This window comes from Phenylobacterium sp., assembly GCF_030693405.1.
Classification (GTDB): Bacteria; Pseudomonadota; Alphaproteobacteria; order Caulobacterales; family Caulobacteraceae; genus Phenylobacterium.
Genome location: NZ_JAUYAW010000041.1, coordinates 18869 through 35844, shown reverse-complemented (window position 1 = coordinate 35844; position 16976 = coordinate 18869). Strand labels below are relative to the sequence as shown.

General features: G+C 69.1%; 17 protein-coding genes. 9 read left to right on the top strand and 8 right to left on the bottom strand.

What is annotated here, in order from left to right; all coding sequences use genetic code 11:
- Positions 1 to 59: 59 nt before the first annotated feature.
- The gene (locus tag Q8N19_RS07745; protein WP_305589412.1) at positions 60 to 1487 is read right to left on the bottom strand and encodes a DEAD/DEAH box helicase; all 1428 of its coding nucleotides are present in this window, start codon (positions 1485 to 1487) and stop codon (positions 60 to 62) included.
- Between the two features lie 312 nt (positions 1488 to 1799).
- On the opposite strand from Q8N19_RS07745, the gene mutT reads away from it, so the two are divergent.
- Positions 1800 to 2207 (top strand): 8-oxo-dGTP diphosphatase MutT, encoded by a 408-nt coding sequence (mutT, locus tag Q8N19_RS07740; RefSeq protein WP_305589410.1) that lies wholly within the window; start codon positions 1800 to 1802, stop codon positions 2205 to 2207.
- Positions 2186 to 2356, top strand: coding sequence for a Flp family type IVb pilin (locus Q8N19_RS07735; protein WP_305589408.1), 171 nt, complete (start codon positions 2186 to 2188; stop codon positions 2354 to 2356). Before mutT ends, Q8N19_RS07735 begins: the two co-directional genes overlap by 22 nt.
- Positions 2357 to 2363: 7 nt before the next feature.
- Here Q8N19_RS07735 and Q8N19_RS07730 read toward each other — a convergent pair whose 3' ends face one another.
- Positions 2364 to 3278 carry a methyltransferase domain-containing protein gene (locus tag Q8N19_RS07730; RefSeq protein ID WP_305589407.1) on the bottom strand — a complete coding sequence of 305 codons (915 nt, stop codon included), beginning with the start codon at positions 3276 to 3278 and terminating at the stop codon, positions 2364 to 2366.
- Between Q8N19_RS07730 and Q8N19_RS07725 the strand changes: the two genes are divergently transcribed.
- Genes Q8N19_RS07725 through Q8N19_RS07705 form a run of 5 tightly spaced genes read left to right on the top strand, consistent with a single transcriptional unit; the run spans position 3277 to position 7629 of the window.
- Positions 3277 to 4059 (top strand): ComF family protein, encoded by a 783-nt coding sequence (locus tag Q8N19_RS07725; protein ID WP_305589406.1) that lies wholly within the window; start codon positions 3277 to 3279, stop codon positions 4057 to 4059. The two genes, Q8N19_RS07730 and Q8N19_RS07725, sit on opposite strands and share 2 nt — an antisense overlap.
- Before the next feature lie 58 nt (positions 4060 to 4117).
- Positions 4118 to 4375 carry a glutaredoxin 3 gene (grxC, locus tag Q8N19_RS07720; RefSeq protein ID WP_305589405.1) on the top strand — a complete coding sequence of 86 codons (258 nt, stop codon included), beginning with the start codon at positions 4118 to 4120 and terminating at the stop codon, positions 4373 to 4375.
- Positions 4376 to 4392: 17 nt separating this feature from the next.
- Positions 4393 to 5226, top strand: coding sequence for a carbon-nitrogen hydrolase family protein (locus tag Q8N19_RS07715; RefSeq protein ID WP_305589403.1), 834 nt, complete (start codon positions 4393 to 4395; stop codon positions 5224 to 5226).
- Positions 5223 to 5651 (top strand): DUF1178 family protein, encoded by a 429-nt coding sequence (locus Q8N19_RS07710; protein ID WP_305589401.1) that lies wholly within the window; start codon positions 5223 to 5225, stop codon positions 5649 to 5651. Before Q8N19_RS07715 ends, Q8N19_RS07710 begins: the two co-directional genes overlap by 4 nt.
- 10 nt (positions 5652 to 5661) lie before the next feature.
- Positions 5662 to 7629 carry a S9 family peptidase gene (locus tag Q8N19_RS07705; RefSeq protein WP_305589399.1) on the top strand — a complete coding sequence of 656 codons (1968 nt, stop codon included), beginning with the start codon at positions 5662 to 5664 and terminating at the stop codon, positions 7627 to 7629.
- A 12-nt stretch (positions 7630 to 7641) separates the two neighbouring features.
- Here Q8N19_RS07705 and Q8N19_RS07700 read toward each other — a convergent pair whose 3' ends face one another.
- Positions 7642 to 8925 carry an OmpP1/FadL family transporter gene (locus tag Q8N19_RS07700; protein ID WP_305589397.1) on the bottom strand — a complete coding sequence of 428 codons (1284 nt, stop codon included), beginning with the start codon at positions 8923 to 8925 and terminating at the stop codon, positions 7642 to 7644.
- A gap of 228 nt (positions 8926 to 9153) precedes the next feature.
- Between Q8N19_RS07700 and clpB the strand changes: the two genes are divergently transcribed.
- Complete coding sequence (clpB, locus tag Q8N19_RS07695; protein WP_305589395.1) at positions 9154 to 11736, top strand: ATP-dependent chaperone ClpB; 2583 nt, start codon at positions 9154 to 9156, stop codon at positions 11734 to 11736.
- A gap of 78 nt (positions 11737 to 11814) precedes the next feature.
- Here the strand turns inward: clpB and Q8N19_RS07690 are convergent, their stop codons facing one another.
- From Q8N19_RS07690 to Q8N19_RS07675, 4 genes are all read right to left on the bottom strand, one after another.
- The gene (locus Q8N19_RS07690; RefSeq protein ID WP_305589394.1) at positions 11815 to 12195 is read right to left on the bottom strand and encodes a hypothetical protein; all 381 of its coding nucleotides are present in this window, start codon (positions 12193 to 12195) and stop codon (positions 11815 to 11817) included.
- A 75-nt stretch (positions 12196 to 12270) separates the two neighbouring features.
- Entirely contained in the window at positions 12271 to 12804 is a 534-nt protein-coding gene (locus Q8N19_RS07685; protein ID WP_305589392.1) for a hypothetical protein, read from the bottom strand.
- A 68-nt stretch (positions 12805 to 12872) separates the two neighbouring features.
- Positions 12873 to 13304, bottom strand: a complete 432-nt coding sequence (arfB, locus tag Q8N19_RS07680) for an alternative ribosome rescue aminoacyl-tRNA hydrolase ArfB (protein WP_305589390.1) — start codon at positions 13302 to 13304, stop codon at positions 12873 to 12875.
- Positions 13305 to 13356: 52 nt separating this feature from the next.
- Complete coding sequence (locus Q8N19_RS07675) at positions 13357 to 13842, bottom strand: Fur family transcriptional regulator (RefSeq protein WP_305589384.1); 486 nt, start codon at positions 13840 to 13842, stop codon at positions 13357 to 13359.
- A 101-nt stretch (positions 13843 to 13943) separates the two neighbouring features.
- On the opposite strand from Q8N19_RS07675, the gene Q8N19_RS07670 reads away from it, so the two are divergent.
- Positions 13944 to 15995: a TonB-dependent receptor gene (locus tag Q8N19_RS07670; protein WP_305589382.1), complete on the top strand. Its 2052-nt coding sequence runs from the start codon at positions 13944 to 13946 to the stop codon at positions 15993 to 15995.
- 91 nt (positions 15996 to 16086) lie between these two features.
- Here the strand turns inward: Q8N19_RS07670 and Q8N19_RS07665 are convergent, their stop codons facing one another.
- Positions 16087 to 16953, bottom strand: coding sequence for a DUF4167 domain-containing protein (locus Q8N19_RS07665; RefSeq protein ID WP_305589380.1), 867 nt, complete (start codon positions 16951 to 16953; stop codon positions 16087 to 16089).
- Positions 16954 to 16976 lie beyond the last annotated feature (23 nt).

The following is a 16976-nucleotide window of genomic DNA, read 5'->3' as shown; positions in this document are numbered from 1 at the left end:
GAAGGGCCAACGCGCGGGCGGCGATTGGGTCGCCGCCCGCGGTGCGATTAGCGCCTGAATCAGTCGATCGGGCTCCAGGCCTTGGCCGCGCCTTCGCGTTTGGGACCACGGAAGCGATCGCCGCCGCCGCCGCCGCCGACGCTGGCCTTGGCCGCCTGGGCGGGTTTGGCGCCGTCACGACGGGGCTGTCCGCCGCCGCGGCCTTCGCCGCCGCCGCGGCCCTGGTCGGGACGCCGGTTGCGGGTCTGGCGCAGGGCGGCCGGCACGTCATTGCGCGGATCGCGCGAGCGACCCGAGGGCAGACGGGGCTCTTCCGGCGTGACGTCGGCGATGGCCTTGGTCATCAGGGCCAGGCCCTTGTCGTTGCGACGGTCGAAGGACGGGATGGTCTGGCGCGTCACCTTCTGGATGTCGCGGAGCAGGTTGCGTTCGTCATCGGCGCAGAAGGCGATGGCCGAGCCGTCGGCGCCGGCCCGGGCGGTCCGCCCGATCCGGTGCACATAGGCCTCCGGCACGTTGGGCAGTTCGTACTGCACCACGTGGCTGACGGCGTCGACATCGATGCCGCGGGCGGCGATGTCGGTGGCCACCAGGGCGCGGATCTTGCCGGCCTTGAAGTCCGCCAGCGCCCGCTCACGCTGGCCCTGGCTCTTGTCGCCATGGATGGCCGAGGCTTCCACACCGCCCTGTTCCAGGCTCTTGGCCACCCGGTCGGCGCCGCGCTTGGTGCGGGTGAAGACGATGACGCGCTTGAAGTCCTTCTCGGCGAACAGCTCGGCCAGCAGGGCGCGCTTGCGGGTCTGTTCGACGAACAGCACCTTCTGCGTGATACGCTCGACGGTGGTCGCCTGCGGGGTCACCGAGACCTTGAGCGGATCCTTCAGGAGCTCGCCGGCCAGCTTGCCGATTTCAGTCGGCATGGTGGCGGAGAAGAACAGGTTCTGCCGCTGGGCGGGGATGTGCTTCACGATGCGGCGAATGGGCACGATGAAGCCCATGTCCAGCATCTGGTCGGCTTCATCGAGGACGAAAGTTTCGACGCCCTGCAGGGTGACGGTCTTTTCGCCCAGGTGGTCGATCAGACGGCCCGGCGTAGCGACGAGCACGTCGACGCCCGGCGCCATGGCGCGCATCTGGCCGCCATACTTCACGCCGCCGAAGATGACGGTGACGGTCAGGCCGAGATGCTGGCCATAGGTGCGGAAGCTCTCGGCGATCTGGGTGGCCAGTTCACGGGTCGGCGACAGGACGAGCACCCGGCAGCCGCGACGGGGCGCGGGCTTGGGATCGGCCGCCAGGCGGTGCAGGATCGGCAGGGCGAAGGCGGCGGTCTTGCCGGTGCCGGTCTGGGCGATGCCCAGGATGTCACGGCCAGAGAGCACGCCCGGAATGGCCTTGGCCTGGATCGGGGTCGGGGTCTCATAGCCTTGGTCGGCCAGGGCCTTCAGAAGAGGTTTGGCCAGGCCGAGTTCAGAAAATTGGGTCAAGTGACTTACAGTCTTTCGGAGTGCGCCGAACGCGGCCGCTTGCTCTGCAAGGGTCGCTGGACGCGGGTCAGTTTGGGGAAAGCCCCCGCGTGGCGGGGCGATCTATGCGATCTCTTAGGGCGCTCAACAGGCCGAACCCCCGTTTCAGGAGGCCCTCACGCGGGCTGGAGCACCGATAGCGCCAATCAGGGCGCAACGCACACATCGGCTTTCGCAGGTGCGAAGTCAACCCATAGGCGTCGGAGACCGCTTGGGCCCCGCCGATTGCTCAGTCCTGTTGCATTCCTGGCTCAGGGCGGGAATGGAGTGGGCATGAGCGCGAAACCTCTCCTGCTGGTCGCCGCCGCGGCCCTGATCGATGTCGATGGCCGCGTGCTGATCTGTCAGCGCCCCGAAGGCAAGCAACTGGCCGGGCTATGGGAGTTTCCCGGCGGCAAGGTGGAGACGGGCGAGACGCCGGAAGCCTGCCTGATCCGCGAACTGGACGAGGAGCTGGGCATCCAGGTGACCCATGCCTGCCTGGCGCCCTTCGTCTTCGCCAGCCACGGTTATGAGTCCTTTCACCTGCTGATGCCACTCTATCTGTGCCGGCGCTGGAGCGGGTTCGTCACCGCGAAAGAACACAAGGCCCTCGCATGGGTGAAGCCAAACGAGCTCCGAAACTACCCGATGCCCCCGGCCGACGCGCCGCTGGTGGCTTGGCTGCGCGATCTGGTCTGAAGCGGTTTGCGCGCGACCGGTCGGGCGCGACGGCGATCGAGTACGCCCTGCTGGCCTCCCTGCTCGGCCTCGTCATCATCACCGCCGCCGGCGCCCTGCGCGCCCAGATCTACGAGCTGCTGATCAGCGTCGCCGACGCCCTGGGTTAACGGAGACTCAGTCCTCCTCCCGCGGCAACGGGTTCTCCTCCACCCCCAGCGCCTCGGCCAGGCGCATCTTGGCTGAGCCGGGCTTCAAGGGCTGCTGCTGGCTGGCGTGGGGCGCCCAGCCGGTGAGGGTGAGGATTTCGAAGGTGGCCGGGATGCGGCCGTCGGCCTCGCCGAACCGCTCTTGATAGAGCTCGAAGGTTCGCGCCAGCACCTGCCGGGTCAGGGCCCGGGGGTGGCGGTCAGCCAGGGCATTGGTCTCCCCCATCTGGCGCAGGTCGGCCATCAGCTTCAGGGGATGGGCGTAGCGCACGGTGACCCGGTCCACATCGGCCACCGGCAGGGCGAAGCCGGCCCGCTGCAACAGGCCTGCGGCGTCCGAGGCGTCGGCGAAGGGGGAGATGCGGCTCCCTGCCCCGCCGGTGAGCTCGGCCTCGGCGTCGATCAGCGAGCGGCGCAGCTCAAACAGGGTCGAGCCGCCCAGGAAGGCGCCGATGAACAGGCCGTCGGGGCGCAGGGCCCGCCGGATCTGGATCAGCGCGCCGACCACGTCATTGGTCCAGTGCAGGCTTAGCGTAGAGACCACCAGGTCGAGGCTTGCGGCTGCAAAGGGCAGGCGCTCTTCGTCCACCACGACCCGGGGGCCGGGGCGGCCGGCCAGCATGGCGGCCGAATAGTCCGCCTCGATCACCGCCCCGATGCGCGGACGCGCGTCGCTTTGCGCCAGAGCCTCGGCGAAGGCGCCCCGCCGCGCCGAAAGATCGACGGCCACGGGGAAGTCGCGCATGATCGCCTCCAACCGTTCCACCGCGTCCTGCGCGGCGCGGCGGTGGAGGAAATCGGCCTGGTGAAAGCCCGGGGCCGCGCGGGCGAGGCGCTGGCGCACCAGGGCGCGGTCGAAGAGTCTGGGGGGAGCAGGTGACATGAGCCTGCAAGATGGCCTGTCGGGCCGCGTCTGGAAACCAGGGCTGCGGCTGAAATCGGCCGGGCGCGGCCTGCTCGACCTCGTCTTTCCACCGCTCGCCCTGGATAAGGGACCAAGGCCCCTGTCGCCGGGTCTGTCGACTGAGGCCTGGATGAAGATCACCTTCATCGACGGGCCGGTCTGTGACGGCTGCGGGGCGCCGTTTGAATACGCCCTGGGTCCGGGCGCGCGGTGCGTGGCCTGCGAGGCGCGCCCACGGGCCTTTTCCCGGGCGAGGGCGGCCTGTCTCTATGACGAGACCTCCCGCGATCCGATCCTGCAGTTCAAGCATGCCGACCGCCAGGACCTGGCGCCGCTGTTCGCCCGCTGGATTTCGCGGGCCGCCGACCAGCTGGTGGAGGAGGCCGACGCTATCGCGCCGGTGCCCCTCCACCGGGGCCGGCTGTTCACCCGCCGGTTCAACCAGGCGGCCGAGATCGCCCGGGGGCTGGCCCGCCTGCGGGGACGGACCTATCTGCCCGACGCTCTGGTCCGTCGGCGGGCCACCGAGAGCCAGGGGGGGAAGTCCGGCTCGGGCCGACAGCGCAATGTGGCCGGCGCCTTCGAAGTGCCGCCGCAGCGGGCCCGTCAGGTGGCCGGGCGCAACATCCTGCTGGTCGACGACGTTCTGACTACGGGCGCCACCGCCCAGGGCTGCGCGCGCGCCCTGCTCGCAGCCGGGGCGGCGCGCGTCGATCTCGCCGTGGTCGCGCGGGTGAAAGCCGCAGCCACTCCCTCGTGACCTGGCGCCTTACGGCCCAGGTCTGGACATTTCGATCCGGACGCCCCTTATCCCAGCCATGCCAAACGTCACCCTCTACACCAAGCCCTTCTGCCCCTACTGCGTGCGCGCCATGGCGCTGCTCGAGAAGAAGGGCGTCGAGTTCACCGAGATCGAGGCCGCCTTCGATCCCGAAAAGCGGCAGGAGATGAACCGGCGATCGGGCCGCAACACCTTCCCGCAGATCTTCATCGGCGACCGGCACATCGGCGGCTGCGACGACATGATGGATCTGGAACGGGCCGGTGAGCTCGACGCCCTGCTCGGCCAGGCCTGAGCCGCCAGGCTGATCCCATGACCCTGCGTGTCGCCCTCATCCAGACCCGGACCCCGGCCAATCAGGCCGCGGCGCTTGACCATGTGGCGCCGCTGATCAGCCGCGCCGCCCAGGGCGAGGCCCGGCTGATCCTGACGCCGGAGGGGACCAACCTCCTGCAGAAGGACCGCGAGCGCCTGACGCCGCAGCTGACCTCGCTGGAGGATGATCCGGTGGTGATGGGCCTTCGGGCTGCGGCCAGGCGCCTGCAGGTCAGCATCCTGGTGGGCTCGGCCCTGGTCCGGCGCGAAGATGGCCAGGCGGCCAACCGCAGCGCCCTGATCACCCCGGACGGCGAGATCGCGGCCACCTACGACAAGCTGCACATGTTCGACGTGGACCTGCCCAATGGCGAGACCGCGCGGGAGTCATCGACCTACACGCCGGGCGACAAGGCGGTGGTGGTCCGGGCCGAGGGCGCGGTGCTGGGGCTGACCATCTGCTACGATATCCGCTTTCCGACCCTGCATCGGGCGCTGGCCCAGGCCGGGGCGCAGATCCTCACCGTGCCCGCCGCCTTCACCCGGCCGACGGGCGAGGCCCATTGGGAGGTGCTGCTGCGCGCCCGGGCCATCGAGACCGGCAGCTTCGTTCTCGCGCCGGCCCAAGGCGGCTTCCATGAGGATGGCCGCGGCACCTATGGGCGCAGCCTGGCCATCGCGCCCTGGGGCGAGGTGCTGGGCAAGCTCGACCACGATGAGCCGGGCGTCCTGTTCGCCGACCTCGATCTCGACCAGGTGGCCAAGGCGCGCGCCGCCATTCCCGCCCTCGCCAATGCGCGGGCCTTCAGCGGTCCGGCGCTCCTGTCATGATCCGCTACGCCCTGGTCTGTGACCAGGATCACGAGTTCGAAGGCTGGTTCGGCGCGTCTGGGGATTTCGACGATCAGAAGGCCCGCGGCCTCCTGTCATGCCCGGTCTGCGAAAGCGCCGGTGTGCGCAAGCAGATCATGGCGCCCGCCGTCGCCGGCACGAAACGCAACACCCCAGACCTCCCGCCCCGGGCCCGGGCGGTGATGATGGAGGCGCTCAGCAAGGTGCGCCGCCATGTGGAGGAGAATTTCGACAATGTCGGCGACGCCTTCGCCGCCGAGGCCCGCGCCATCCATGAGGGCCGCTCTGAAGACCGCGGCATCTATGGCCAGGCGACGCCGGCCGAGGTGAAGGCCCTGGTGGAGGACGGCGTGCCCGTCGCCCCCCTGCCGCCCGACCCGCCCAAGAAGACCGAGGTCAACTGAGTCGCGACAGTTGATCCTGCCGGCCTTCGCAGCCACTCTCCGCGTGTGGTGGGTGCGGGGGCGTATCTTGACGTGCATAAGGTTCATTCTGGGCCTCGGCCTGGCCCTGACGACGGCCGCCCTGGCTCATGCGGCGGCGCTGGACGTCTACGGTGGGCTGCCGAGCATTGAAGCCGCCTCAATCTCTCCCGACGGACGACGGTTGGCCTTCGTCGCCACGGATGGCGAAGAGCGGGTGATCACCCTTCGCAGCCTCGCCGATGGCTCGACGCATGCCATGATCGTGGGTGACGCCAAGGTCCGGGCGTTGGATTGGGCTGGACCGACAGACCTGCTGATCACCACCTCCACGACGAGCGGGATCCAGGGGGTCTTTGCCCCTCGCAGCGAGTACTTCTTGCTGTTCGCCTATGATGTTGAGAGCGGTGAACTGCGAAATGTTCTCGGCGAGGTTCAACGAGGCCTGACCATCATCGTCGACCAGCCCGCCATTCGCGAGCTGGACGGACGGCCATTCGTCTTCGTGTCCGGGATCCGGTTCTCCTCGACCGGGCACGGGCGGCTCGCGCTCTTCAGCTTCGATCCTGAGCGGTCGCGGCTGGCCTTGGTCAAGGACGGCTTCAGGGATACGCGCGGCTGGCTGGTGGGGCCGCAGGGCGAGGCTTACGCGCAGACGGAGTATGATGTCGGCGCCGGGCGATGGCGGCTGAGGGTCGCCCGCGGCTCGACGTGGGACGAGGTGCTCACAGAGGAGACGCTGCTCGACCCGCCGCGGATGCTCGGCTTTGGCAGAACCACGGATTCGGTGCTGCTGGCAGGCTACGGGCAAGATCAGACCGCTTTCCGCGAGTTTTATCCAGATGAGCGGCGCTGGGGCGAGGTGATCTCCGGGGGCGATTCACGGCCGATCTGGGACCCCAGTCGCCATACGCTGATCGGCGTCAGCCATCGGCGGGGAGATGAGGTCGCCTATGAGTTCTTCGAGCCCGAAGACCAGCGGGCTTGGGATGCGATCGTTCGCGCCTTTCCCGGTGAGCGGGTGTCGCTGAGCGGCTGGTCGGACGACCGCAACAAGATTGTCGTGCTGGTGGATTTGCCCACCGAGGGTCCCGGTTACGCCCTTGTGGATCTTGAGACCAAGAAGGCGACCTGGATCGGCCAGCTCTACCGCGGGCTGAAGCCGGAAGACATTTCGCCCGTGCGCAGCGTCGCGTTCAAGGCCGCCGATGGTCTGGCTCTGACGGCCTATCTCACCGTACCCAGGGGGCGGGAGGCCAAGAATCTTCCCCTCGTGGTGCTGCCGCATGGGGGCCCCGCGGCGCGCGACAGCCTGGCCTTCGACTGGTGGGCGCAGGCGCTGGCTTCGCGCGGATACGCCGTCTTGCAGGTGAATTTTCGAGGCTCATCAGGTTTCGGCGACCCGTTCATGGCGGCCGGCTATGGCGAGTGGGGCGGCAAGATGCAGACCGATCTCTCGGACGGCGTGGCGCATCTGGCGGACCAGGGCGTCATCGATCCCGCGCGGGTCTGCATCGTTGGCGGCAGCTATGGGGGATATGCCGCGCTGGCGGGGGTGACTGTGCAATCAGGTGTCTATCGCTGCGCGGCTTCGGTCGGGGGCATATCCGATCTGCGGCGACTGGCCGGTTGGCTGAAGTCGCAGAAGGGCGCCTTGGTTCAGCGCCAGTGGTTTCGCTATATGGGCTCTGACGACGCGGGGGATCCAAAGCTGCGCGACCGCTCGCCAGTGCTTTTGGCCGATCGTGTCACCGCGCCGGTGCTTCTGGTTCATGGCGAGGACGACACAGTTGTCCCCTTCGAACAGAGCAGCGGGATGTCAGAGGCCCTGCGCAAGGCTGGCAAACCCGTCGAGCTGGTGACCCTGCCGGGAGAGGACCACTTCCTCTCCCGGGGTGAGACCCGCCGTCGGATGCTCCAGTCGGTCGTGCGCTTTCTTGAAACCCACAATCCGCCCTAGGGCCTGACGCACTCAGAACGTCTTGCGTAGACCCAGCGACAGGATGGCGCCTTCGCCGTTCACGTCGCCGCGCAGGCGGGTGACGGTCTGGGCCGGCGTGCCTTCATAGAAGGTGGTGTCGTGATTGATCCGGCTCTCGTCGAAGCTGATGTAGGCCAGCGCGGCGTCCATCTGCAGGCTGTCGGTCAGCCGGGCTGTGGCGCCGACGCCATAGAGCCAGCGGTCGCCGTCCGGCACCCGGGCGGTGCGCAGGTCATCGGGCGTCGGGGTGGGATCGAATTGCGCCCCGGCCCGCAGGGTCAGGGCGGGATTGACTATGTAGTCAACACCCACGCCGCCGCTGGTCACGTCCTTGTAGCGCTGGGGCAGGGTCTGGTTGACGCTCGCCGAGGTGACCTCGATGGCGTCGAACTCGCTCCAGCCGATCCGGTTGACCTGGGCGTTCAGGGCCAGGCGCTCGGTGGCTTGCCAGCGGGCGCCGAAGGTGGCGATCCACGGGGTCGAGAAGGCCGCCGAGCCGGCCGTGTCGGTGTTGAACGGCGCGAGCGGACCGGCGAGGCCGACCACCCGGACATCGCCCTCCAGGTCATGCTCGATGGCGCTGCGATAGCTGGCCCCGAAGGTCAGGGCGTTGAAACGCGCCTGGGCGCCGACGGTCCAGCCGAAGTCCCAGCCGTTCCCCTTCAGTTGCGAGACGCCGTCCGGCGCGCCCGGCGCGAGGTTGGGATAGGCGGTGGACAGGGTCGCCTCGGTGTACTGGGCGCTGACGCCGGCGCCCAGGTCGAGCCAGTCGGTGACCTGCATGGCGCCGGTCAGCTGCATGTCGGCCGTGGTCAGCCCCGACTCCAGGCCGTCATAGCGGGCCCAGGCGTTGTCCCGATACTCGGTGGTGAAGTTGTAGGGGGCGGCCACCGACAGGCCGAGCGCGAAGCGATCGCCCACCGGGGTGGCGATGGCGAAGTTGGGGATGACGCCGTTCTGAATGGGGTTGAAGGCGCGGGGCTCGCCCTGCACCGGCACGGTCACGCCGCCGGGATAGGTGATGGTCGAGCCGTCATTGACCACCTGGGCGTCCACAAACACGGCGTGGGCGCCCACATAGACCTCCCGGGGGGACCGGGCGATGGCTGCAGGGTTCCACCACAGGGACGAGACGCCCGTGTCAGCGACCTCGCCGGTAAAGGCGCGGCCCGCGCCCCGCACCGACTGTTCCTGCAGGTAGAAGCCGCCGGCGAGGGCGGGGACGGCGGTCAGGCTCGTCGCGCCCGCGAGCGCCAGGACAAGGGCCTTTTTCATGATGGGACTCCACGCAAACAAGGGGGTTTCCCGGGCGCGATGCGCCCGGACTTGGCTGGGGAAGGGGTGAACGCCGGTTTTGTTGCGTCGCCGAGCGGGGGAGGGGGGTTGCAGAAAGCCGGTTCGCCCCGCTTGTGTGGCTCATTGGCCACACCTATCTCTGGAGCCGACGAGGGCTTGCGCTTGCTCAAAGGCAGGCCCGGTCAATCCGCCTAACGAGGGGATGCCATGAACATCGACGTCTATTCCGATCGCGCCAAACAGGCGATCCAGTCGGCCCAGAGCCTCGCGCTCGCCCGCCGGCACCAGCAACTCGCCCCCATCCACCTGCTCAAGGTTCTGCTCGAGGAGAAGGACGGGCTGTCCCGCGCCCTGATCCAGAGCGCCGGCGGCCGGCCCGACGAGGCCGACGCCGCCGTTGAGACGGCCCTGGCCAAGCGGGCCAAGGTCGAAGGGGGCTCAGGCCAGCTCTATATGGCGCCCGAAAGCGCCCGGGTCTTCGCCAAGGCCGAGGCCGACGCCAAGACCGCCGGCGACGCCTTCGTGACCACTGAGCGCTTGCTGCTGGCCATTGCGGCCGAAGGGGGCGAGGCGGCCGACGCCCTGAAGAGCGCGGGCGTCAAGGCCAACGCCCTGGAGAGCGCCGCCAGCGACGTCCGCAAGGGCCGCACCGCCGATTCCGCCTCGGCCGAAGAGGGCTATGACGCGCTCAAGCGCTACGCCCGCGACCTGACCCAGGCCGCCCGTGACCAGAAGCTCGACCCCGTCATCGGCCGGGACGAGGAAATCCGCCGCACCATCCAGGTGCTGTCGCGGCGCACCAAGAACAATCCCGTCCTGATTGGCGAACCCGGCGTCGGCAAGACCGCCATCGTCGAGGGTCTGGCCCTGCGGATCGTCAATGGCGACGTGCCCGAGAGCCTGAAGGACAAGAAGCTCCTGTCCCTGGACATGGGCTCCCTGATCGCAGGCGCGAAGTACCGCGGCGAATTCGAGGAGCGGCTGAAGGCCGTGCTCAACGAGGTGACCGCCGCCGAGGGCTCGATCATCCTGTTCATCGACGAGATGCACACCCTGGTGGGCGCGGGCAAATCCGAAGGCGCCATGGACGCCTCCAACCTGCTGAAACCCGCCCTGGCGCGGGGCGAACTGCACTGCGTCGGCGCCACGACGCTGGATGAGTACCGCAAGCATGTGGAGAAGGACGCGGCCCTGGCCCGCCGCTTCCAGCCGGTCTTCGTGTCCGAGCCGACGGTGGAGGACACCATCTCCATCCTGCGCGGCCTGAAGGAGAAGTACGAGGTCCACCACGGGGTGCGGATTTCCGACAGCGCCATCGTCGCCGCCGCCACCCTGTCCAACCGCTACATCGCCGACCGCTTCCTGCCCGACAAGGCCATCGATCTGGTGGACGAGGCCGCCAGCCGGGTGCGCATGGCCGTGGATTCCAAGCCCGAGGAGCTGGACGAGATCGACCGTCGGATCGTCCAGCTGAAGATCGAGCGCGAGGCCCTGACCCGGGAGACCGACGCGGCGTCGAAGTCGCGGCTGGAAAAGCTCGAGGACGAACTTGTCGAGCTGGAAGCCGAATCCGCCGGCATGACCGGCCGCTGGAAAGCGGAGAAGGACAAGCTGAGCTCAGCCGCCCAGATCCGCGAGGCCCTGGACCGGCTGCGCGCCGAACTGGTCGCGGCGCAGCGCCGGGGCGACCTGCAGCGGGCCTCGGAGATCGCCTATGGCGAGATCCCGCCCCTGGAGCGGAGCCTGGCTGAGGCCGAGACCGCCGCGGCCGAGGAGCCGGTCAGCCCCGAGGTGGTCGACGCCGAGCAGATCGCCGCGGTGGTCAGCCGCTGGACCGGCGTGCCCGTCGACAAGATGCTGGAGGGCGAGCGCGAAAAGCTCCTGTCCATGGAGGACTATCTCCGGGGCCGGGTGGTGGGCCAGGAGGAGGCGCTGGTCGCCGTCTCCGACGCCGTCCGCCGCGCGCGCGCAGGCCTTCAGGATCCCAACCGGCCCATCGGCTCGTTCCTGTTCCTCGGTCCCACCGGGGTCGGCAAGACCGAGCTGACCAAGGCCCTGGCCGAGTTCATGTTCGACGACGAGCAGGCCATCACCCGCCTCGACATGAGCGAGTACATGGAGAAGCACTCGGTCAGCCGCATGATCGGGGCGCCTCCGGGCTATGTCGGCTATGACGAGGGCGGGGCGCTGACCGAGGCGATCCGCCGCCGGCCCTATCAGGTGATCCTGTTCGACGAGGTCGAGAAGGCACACCCTGATGTGTTCAACATCCTGCTGCAGGTGCTGGACGACGGCCGGCTGACCGATGGCCAGGGGCGGACGATCGACTTCCGCAACACCCTGATCATCATGACTTCGAACATGGGCTCGGAGTTCCTGGCCGCCCAGGCCGAGGGCGAGCCGGTCGAGGCCGTGCGGCCCATGGTCATGGATGTCGTCCGCAGCCACTTCCGGCCCGAGCTGCTGAACCGGATCGACGAGATCATCCTCTTCAAGCGGCTGGGCCGGGCGGAGATGGACAATATCGTCGGCATCCAGCTGCAGCGGGTCGAGAAGATGCTGGCCGACCGCCGGATGGCGCTGTCCCTCGACGCCTCAGCCATGACCTGGCTGGGGGACAAGGGCTACGACCCGGTCTATGGCGCCCGCCCGCTCAAGCGGGTGATCCAGAAGGCGCTGATCGACCCCATCGCCCGCAAGCTGCTGGCTGGTGATCTGGAGGACGGATCGGTGATCGAGGTGCGCGCCGGGGCAGACGGCCTGACCATCGGCCGCGCCCAGGTCCACTAACGAGGGAGTCCACTGACGAGGGACTAGCCTGCCGCAGACAGAGCGCCCTTCCTGCCCCGCAGGGAGGGCGTTTTGCTGTCAGCTGTCGGCCTGCTGGAGGCGCCGGGCCGCGTAGACGTCCGCCAGGGTCAGGCCCAGAAGTACGCCGTAGAACACCGCCAGGCCCTGCCACTCCCGCCGGGTCGACGGCCGGGCCTTGAGCAGGACTGCGACCTGGCCGGCGATGTTCAGGCCATGGGCGGCCAGCCAGCGCTTGTCGCCCCCGTCCAGCAGCAGGCCGGCGCCGGCGGACATCTCCCGAAGGCCAAGGGTCCTGACCATGGAGGCTTCCCCCAAGCCGGTGCGACCAGCGATTGCGGCCGGTCGCGCCGTCTTGATCAGGCCGATAGCGAGGCTCGCCAGCCCCAGCGCATAGATGGTCGGGCGGGCGGCGGCGGGGGTTTTGGGAAGCGAGGCCATGGTCCTGAAAGGACGACGCCCGCCGCCGGGTTCCGGCGACGGGCGAAAAGGCGTCTCACGCTTGCGTCAGCGCGCCTAGAGGTCGATGGGGCTGATCCGGCCGCCGCGGGTGACGACGCGGCGCATGATGGCCACGCTCTCACCGGCGCCAGCCGAGGGCCGCGCCACCGTGATCACGAACCAGGCGCCGTCGGGCAGGTTGGAGAAGGTGAAGCGGTCGGCGGCGTCGCAGGTGCTGCGGCGCACGAAGGAGGAGTAGTCGTCATTGGGCGCCGAAGGGGTACGGGCGCGCACCTCGTCCGCCGGCAAGGCGGCGGCTTCCGGCGACGAATAGAGGATGGTCATCCGCCGACGGGTCCAGGGCGTCTCCGGCGTCAGCACCACGCCGGCGCCTGAGCAGGTGAAGCGGGTCGCGCCCTGGCGATAGGTCAGCCGGCCATCAATGGTGTTTCGGCCAGGAACGGCCGACCAGGAGAAGTCCTCCTGCCGGAAGACCGTGGGCGAAGGCGCCCCCATACCGGGCGGAGGGGGCGGCGGACCCATGGTGGGCGCGCAGGCCGTAGCCAGGGCGAGCGTGGCGGAGATCGCCAGAAGACGGAGCTTGGACATGGGGCGACCATAATTAAGGACTGTGACAGAAGCCAACACTTGATGCGTCACGGGGCCGCAGGCCGCGCCTAGTCGTCGCCCCCAGGACGTCCTCGTGCGGCCTTGACTGCGCCCCGCCGGGTCTTGCTCTCCAACCGGCGCTTCTTGGAGGCGAGGGTGGGGCGCGTCTTCTTCCGGGGCGGCGGCGGCGGTTCGGCCGCCTTGCGGATCAGCTCGATGAGGCGATCGTGAGCGTCAGCCCGATTGCGCTCCTGGGTGCGGAACCTCTCGGCCAGCAGGACCAGCACCCCTTCCTGGGTCAGCCGCCGTCCCGCCAGCCGGGCCAGCCGGGCGCGGACCGGTTCCGGCAGGGTGGGGGAGTTCCAGACGTCGAAGCGCAGCTCCACGGCGGTGGAGACCTTGTTGATGTTCTGTCCCCCCGGGCCCGAGGCGCGGACGAAACGCAGCGAGATCTCGTCCTCCTCTATGGCCAGGGTCTCATTGATCTTCAGCAGGGGCATGGGGCTGTTCGGACTGGGCGAGCGGCGCAGCGCCCGCACGGGGCGGCCGGGTTCAGGCCCCGCCCTTGCAGGCCGGGCAGAGGCCGCGGGCCTCCAGAGTCACCGTGCGCACGGCGTAGCCCGCGGCCTCGGCGGCGGCGAACTGCGGGGCGAAGTCGGGCTCGAATTCCTCGGCCGTGCCGCAGCATTCGCAGATCAGGAAGGCCGCCCGGTGACTGGTCCCCTCCATCCGGCAGGGGACATAGGCGTTCAGGCTCTCGATGCGGTGGGCGAAGCCCAGGCGCTCAAGGAATTCCAGGGCGCGATAGACCGTCGGCGGCTTGGCCGGCTCCCCGTCCTGCCCGTAGGCGGCGATCAGGTCGTAGGCCTTCATCGGCCCGTCGGCCTCCAGCAGCAGTTCCAGGACGCGCCGCCGCGGGGGGGTCAACCGTTCCCGCGTGCGCTCGCACTTGGTCTCGGCGGCCGCCACGGCGCTCGCCAGGGCTGCGCCCTCCAGACCAGGCTGCGCACTTTCGGTGTGGTGGCAATCGACTCCCATGCACAGCAGCTAATCATTCCGCAAATTCCGCGCAACCAGCTTGACGACGGGTTATGTTATTTCATAACGCATTGGTTCCGTTTCCAGAACAGGTCGACCCCATGCGCAAATCTCTCCTTCTCGCCTCCGCCGGCCTTCTGGTCGCAGCGGGTCCGGCCCTGGGCCAGACCTCGGGCCGCGGAAATGAGATCTCTGAGGTGGTGGTGACGGCCGCGCCCTTTGTGGTCTCCCTCGACTCGGTGACGACCAGCGTCGACGTCCTCAACCGAGACGATCTGGACACCGCCAACGCCGGGGGCCTGGGCGAGGCGCTCAGCGATCTGCCCGGCGTGCGCTCCAGCTTCTTTGGTCCGGGCGCCAGCCGGCCGGTGATCCGGGGTCTGGCCGGACCGCGGGTTCTGGTTCTCACCAACGGCGTCGGCATGGTCGACGCCAGCGCCCTGTCCCCGGACCACCAGGTGGCCGTCGACCCGCAGGAAGCGCGCCGGATCGAGGTGCTGCGCGGGCCGGCGGCTCTGGCCTATGGCGGCTCGGCCATCGGCGGCGTGGTAAATGTGATCGACGATCGGATCGCTGAGGCCCCTGTGGACGGGATCAAGGGCCGGGTTTTCGGCGCCATTTCCAGCGTCGACACCGGGGAGATGGCGTCGGGCGCCCTGAAGGCCGGGACCGGCCCGTGGGTGTTCAGCCTCGACGCCCTGCGCCGCCAGACCGAGGACTATGATGTGCCGACCGGGGCGGAGTCCCGTCGCCAGCTGGTCGCCGAGGGCGAAGAGTACCTTGGTCCGCAGTCGGGTCATGTGGAGAACACCGCCGTCACCATCGAATCCTATGGGGCGGGCGTGTCTTATGTGGGCGAGCGCGGCTTCCTGGGTCTGGCCGTAAAGCAGACTGACAGCCGCTACGGGGTGCCGGGGCATGCCCACGAGCATGGCCATGACGACGATCATGATGACCACGACGACCATGAGGATGAGGACGACCACGGCGAAGAGGAAGGCGTCCGCATCGACCTGAAGCAGACCCGCTATGACCTGCGTGGCGGCATGAATCTGGCCCTTGGCCCGTTCGAGCGCCTGCGCGTCTCCGGTGGCTATGCCGACTACGAGCATGTGGAGATCGAAGACGGCGCCCCGGCCACCCGGTTCCTGTCCGAGGGCTGGGAGGGACGGCTGGAGCTGGTCCAGGCCGAGCGCAATGGCTGGCAGGGCGCGGTTGGCCTGCAGGCCCTGACGCGGGACTTCGACGCCCTGGGCGATGAGGCCTATGTGCCGGCGGTCGAGATCAACGAGGCCGGCATCTTCACCCTTCAGCGTCTCGACCGCGGCGGCTGGGGCGTCGAGGGCGGGCTGCGGTTCGACCGGCGCTCCCTGGAGACCGCCGCGGTCAAGGCCGAGTTCGACAATGTGTCGGCCAGCTTCGGCGCCTTCGCGCGACCGGCGGCCGGCTGGTACGCCGGTTTCAGCCTCTCGCGCACCGCCCGCGCCCCCACGGAGGCCGAGCTGTTCGCCGACGGCGCCCATATCGCCACGCGCGCCTATGAGGTCGGGAACCCGAACCTGGACTCCGAGGTCTCCTACGCCCTCGACGCGACCCTGCACTATGACGGCGGTCCCTGGGACGCCGATCTCCACGCCTTCGCCGTGCGCTATGAGGGCTTCATCGATCTGCGGCCCACCGGCGCCGAGGACGCCGAGAGCGAGCTGGGCATCTTCACCTACCAGCAGACCGACGCCGAGTTCTGGGGCGGCGAGGCCGAGGTCGCCTATCGCCTCTGGCAGGACGGCGATCGGAGCTTCACCCTGGAAGGCGCAGCTGACTATGTGCGCGGCGACACCGATCTGGGCGCCCCGGCCCGGATCCCGCCCTGGTCGGCGACCGGTCGGGCGATCTTCGCCACCGGCTGGTGGACGGGCAAGCTTGAGCTGCGTCAGGTGGGTGAGCAGACCCGGGTGGCGCAGGGCGAATTGCCCACCGACAGCTACCGGATGATCAACGCCTCGGTGGTGGTCCGCCCCACTGACGGCTTCAAGGTCTTCCTGGAAGGGCGCAATCTGAACGACACCGAGGCCCGCGAGCACGCCTCGTTCCTCAAGGACCTGGCGCCCCTGCCTGGGCGCAGCTTCCGGCTCGGTGTGGGCTACACCTTCTAAAAGCCTGGGGCTAAAAGCCTGAGGTCACAGCCCGAACGAAAAGACCCCCGGAAGCCTGGCTTCCGGGGGTCTTGCTTTGGTCCAGAGGCGATCAGGCCTCTTCGGTCTCATTGGCCGGCGGCGCGGCGCCTTCGCCGCCCTCGAAGCTGCGCGGGGCGCGGCGACGGCGGGGCTTGCGGGCGGGCTCTTCGCCCTCGGCCTTGGGGGGCTCAGGACTGCGGGCCTGCAGGAAGGCTGGGGCTTCGCTGGCGCCGCCCTCGGCGTCCCGCAGCATGGGACCGTCCGGCGCCGGGGTCGAGGCGGGCGCGCCCAAAGGCGTGGCCTGCGGCTCGACCACCGCCATGGGATCGCGTTCGGTCCGCGGTTCCCGCTCGGCGCGTTCCCGACGCTCGTCGCGTTCACGCCAGCGGTCGCGGCGGGGCGGGCGGTTTTCGTCGCGACGGGCCTCATCACGGCGAGGCTCGTCCCGGCGGCCTTCATCCCGGCGACCTTCGTCCCGGCGCGAGTCGTCGCGGCGGGGCTCATCCCGGCGACCTTCGTCGCGGTCGCGGCCATTGCGGCCTTCGCCTTCGGACTCGGTGTCGCCTTCGGGCGGGTCAGAGGCGTAGGGCAGGCCCTGGCCGCTCTCGTCCTCGAAATCGATGTCGAGGCCCGACGTCACCTGGTCGCGGCCGAGGATCTCGCTGGGCGAACGCTGGGGCTGCATGGCCCGCAGCAGGCGGAAATAGTGTTCGGCGTGCTGGAGGTAGTTCTCCGCCAGCACCCGGTCGCTGGACGACGTCGCGTCGCGGGCCAGCTGCTGGTACTTTTCGAAGACGTGCTGGGCGTTGCCCCGCACCTTGACGCCGTCGGGCCCGTTCGAATCGAAGGCGCGGTTCGCGTTGTGCTGCTGGGGCTTATTCCCGCCACCTCCGCGATTGCGCCCGCGCTGACGCTTCATGCCCTTGAAATCTCTCATATTCGGTAACCGTCTTGCGCCGC

Bases quoted from the DNA above. Each gene is read 5' to 3' on its own strand.
- Q8N19_RS07715 (WP_305589403.1), top strand. From the start codon at position 4,393: ATGACCCTGCGTGTCGCCCTCATCCAGACCCGGACCCCGGCCAATCAG.
- Q8N19_RS07665 (WP_305589380.1), bottom strand. From the start codon at position 16,953: ATGAGAGATTTCAAGGGCATGAAGCGTCAGCGCGGGCGCAATCGCGGA.
- clpB (WP_305589395.1), top strand. From the start codon at position 9,154: ATGAACATCGACGTCTATTCCGATCGCGCCAAACAGGCGATCCAGTCG.
- Q8N19_RS07675 (WP_305589384.1), bottom strand. From the start codon at position 13,842: ATGGGAGTCGATTGCCACCACACCGAAAGTGCGCAGCCTGGTCTGGAG.
- grxC (WP_305589405.1), top strand. From the start codon at position 4,118: ATGCCAAACGTCACCCTCTACACCAAGCCCTTCTGCCCCTACTGCGTG.
- Q8N19_RS07670 (WP_305589382.1), top strand. From the start codon at position 13,944: ATGCGCAAATCTCTCCTTCTCGCCTCCGCCGGCCTTCTGGTCGCAGCG.
- Q8N19_RS07690 (WP_305589394.1), bottom strand. From the start codon at position 12,195: ATGGCCTCGCTTCCCAAAACCCCCGCCGCCGCCCGCCCGACCATCTAT.
- Q8N19_RS07725 (WP_305589406.1), top strand. From the start codon at position 3,277: ATGAGCCTGCAAGATGGCCTGTCGGGCCGCGTCTGGAAACCAGGGCTG.
- arfB (WP_305589390.1), bottom strand. From the start codon at position 13,304: ATGCCCCTGCTGAAGATCAATGAGACCCTGGCCATAGAGGAGGACGAG.
- Q8N19_RS07730 (WP_305589407.1), bottom strand. From the start codon at position 3,278: ATGTCACCTGCTCCCCCCAGACTCTTCGACCGCGCCCTGGTGCGCCAG.
- Q8N19_RS07700 (WP_305589397.1), bottom strand. From the start codon at position 8,925: ATGAAAAAGGCCCTTGTCCTGGCGCTCGCGGGCGCGACGAGCCTGACC.
- Q8N19_RS07710 (WP_305589401.1), top strand. From the start codon at position 5,223: ATGATCCGCTACGCCCTGGTCTGTGACCAGGATCACGAGTTCGAAGGC.
- mutT (WP_305589410.1), top strand. From the start codon at position 1,800: ATGAGCGCGAAACCTCTCCTGCTGGTCGCCGCCGCGGCCCTGATCGAT.
- Q8N19_RS07685 (WP_305589392.1), bottom strand. From the start codon at position 12,804: ATGTCCAAGCTCCGTCTTCTGGCGATCTCCGCCACGCTCGCCCTGGCT.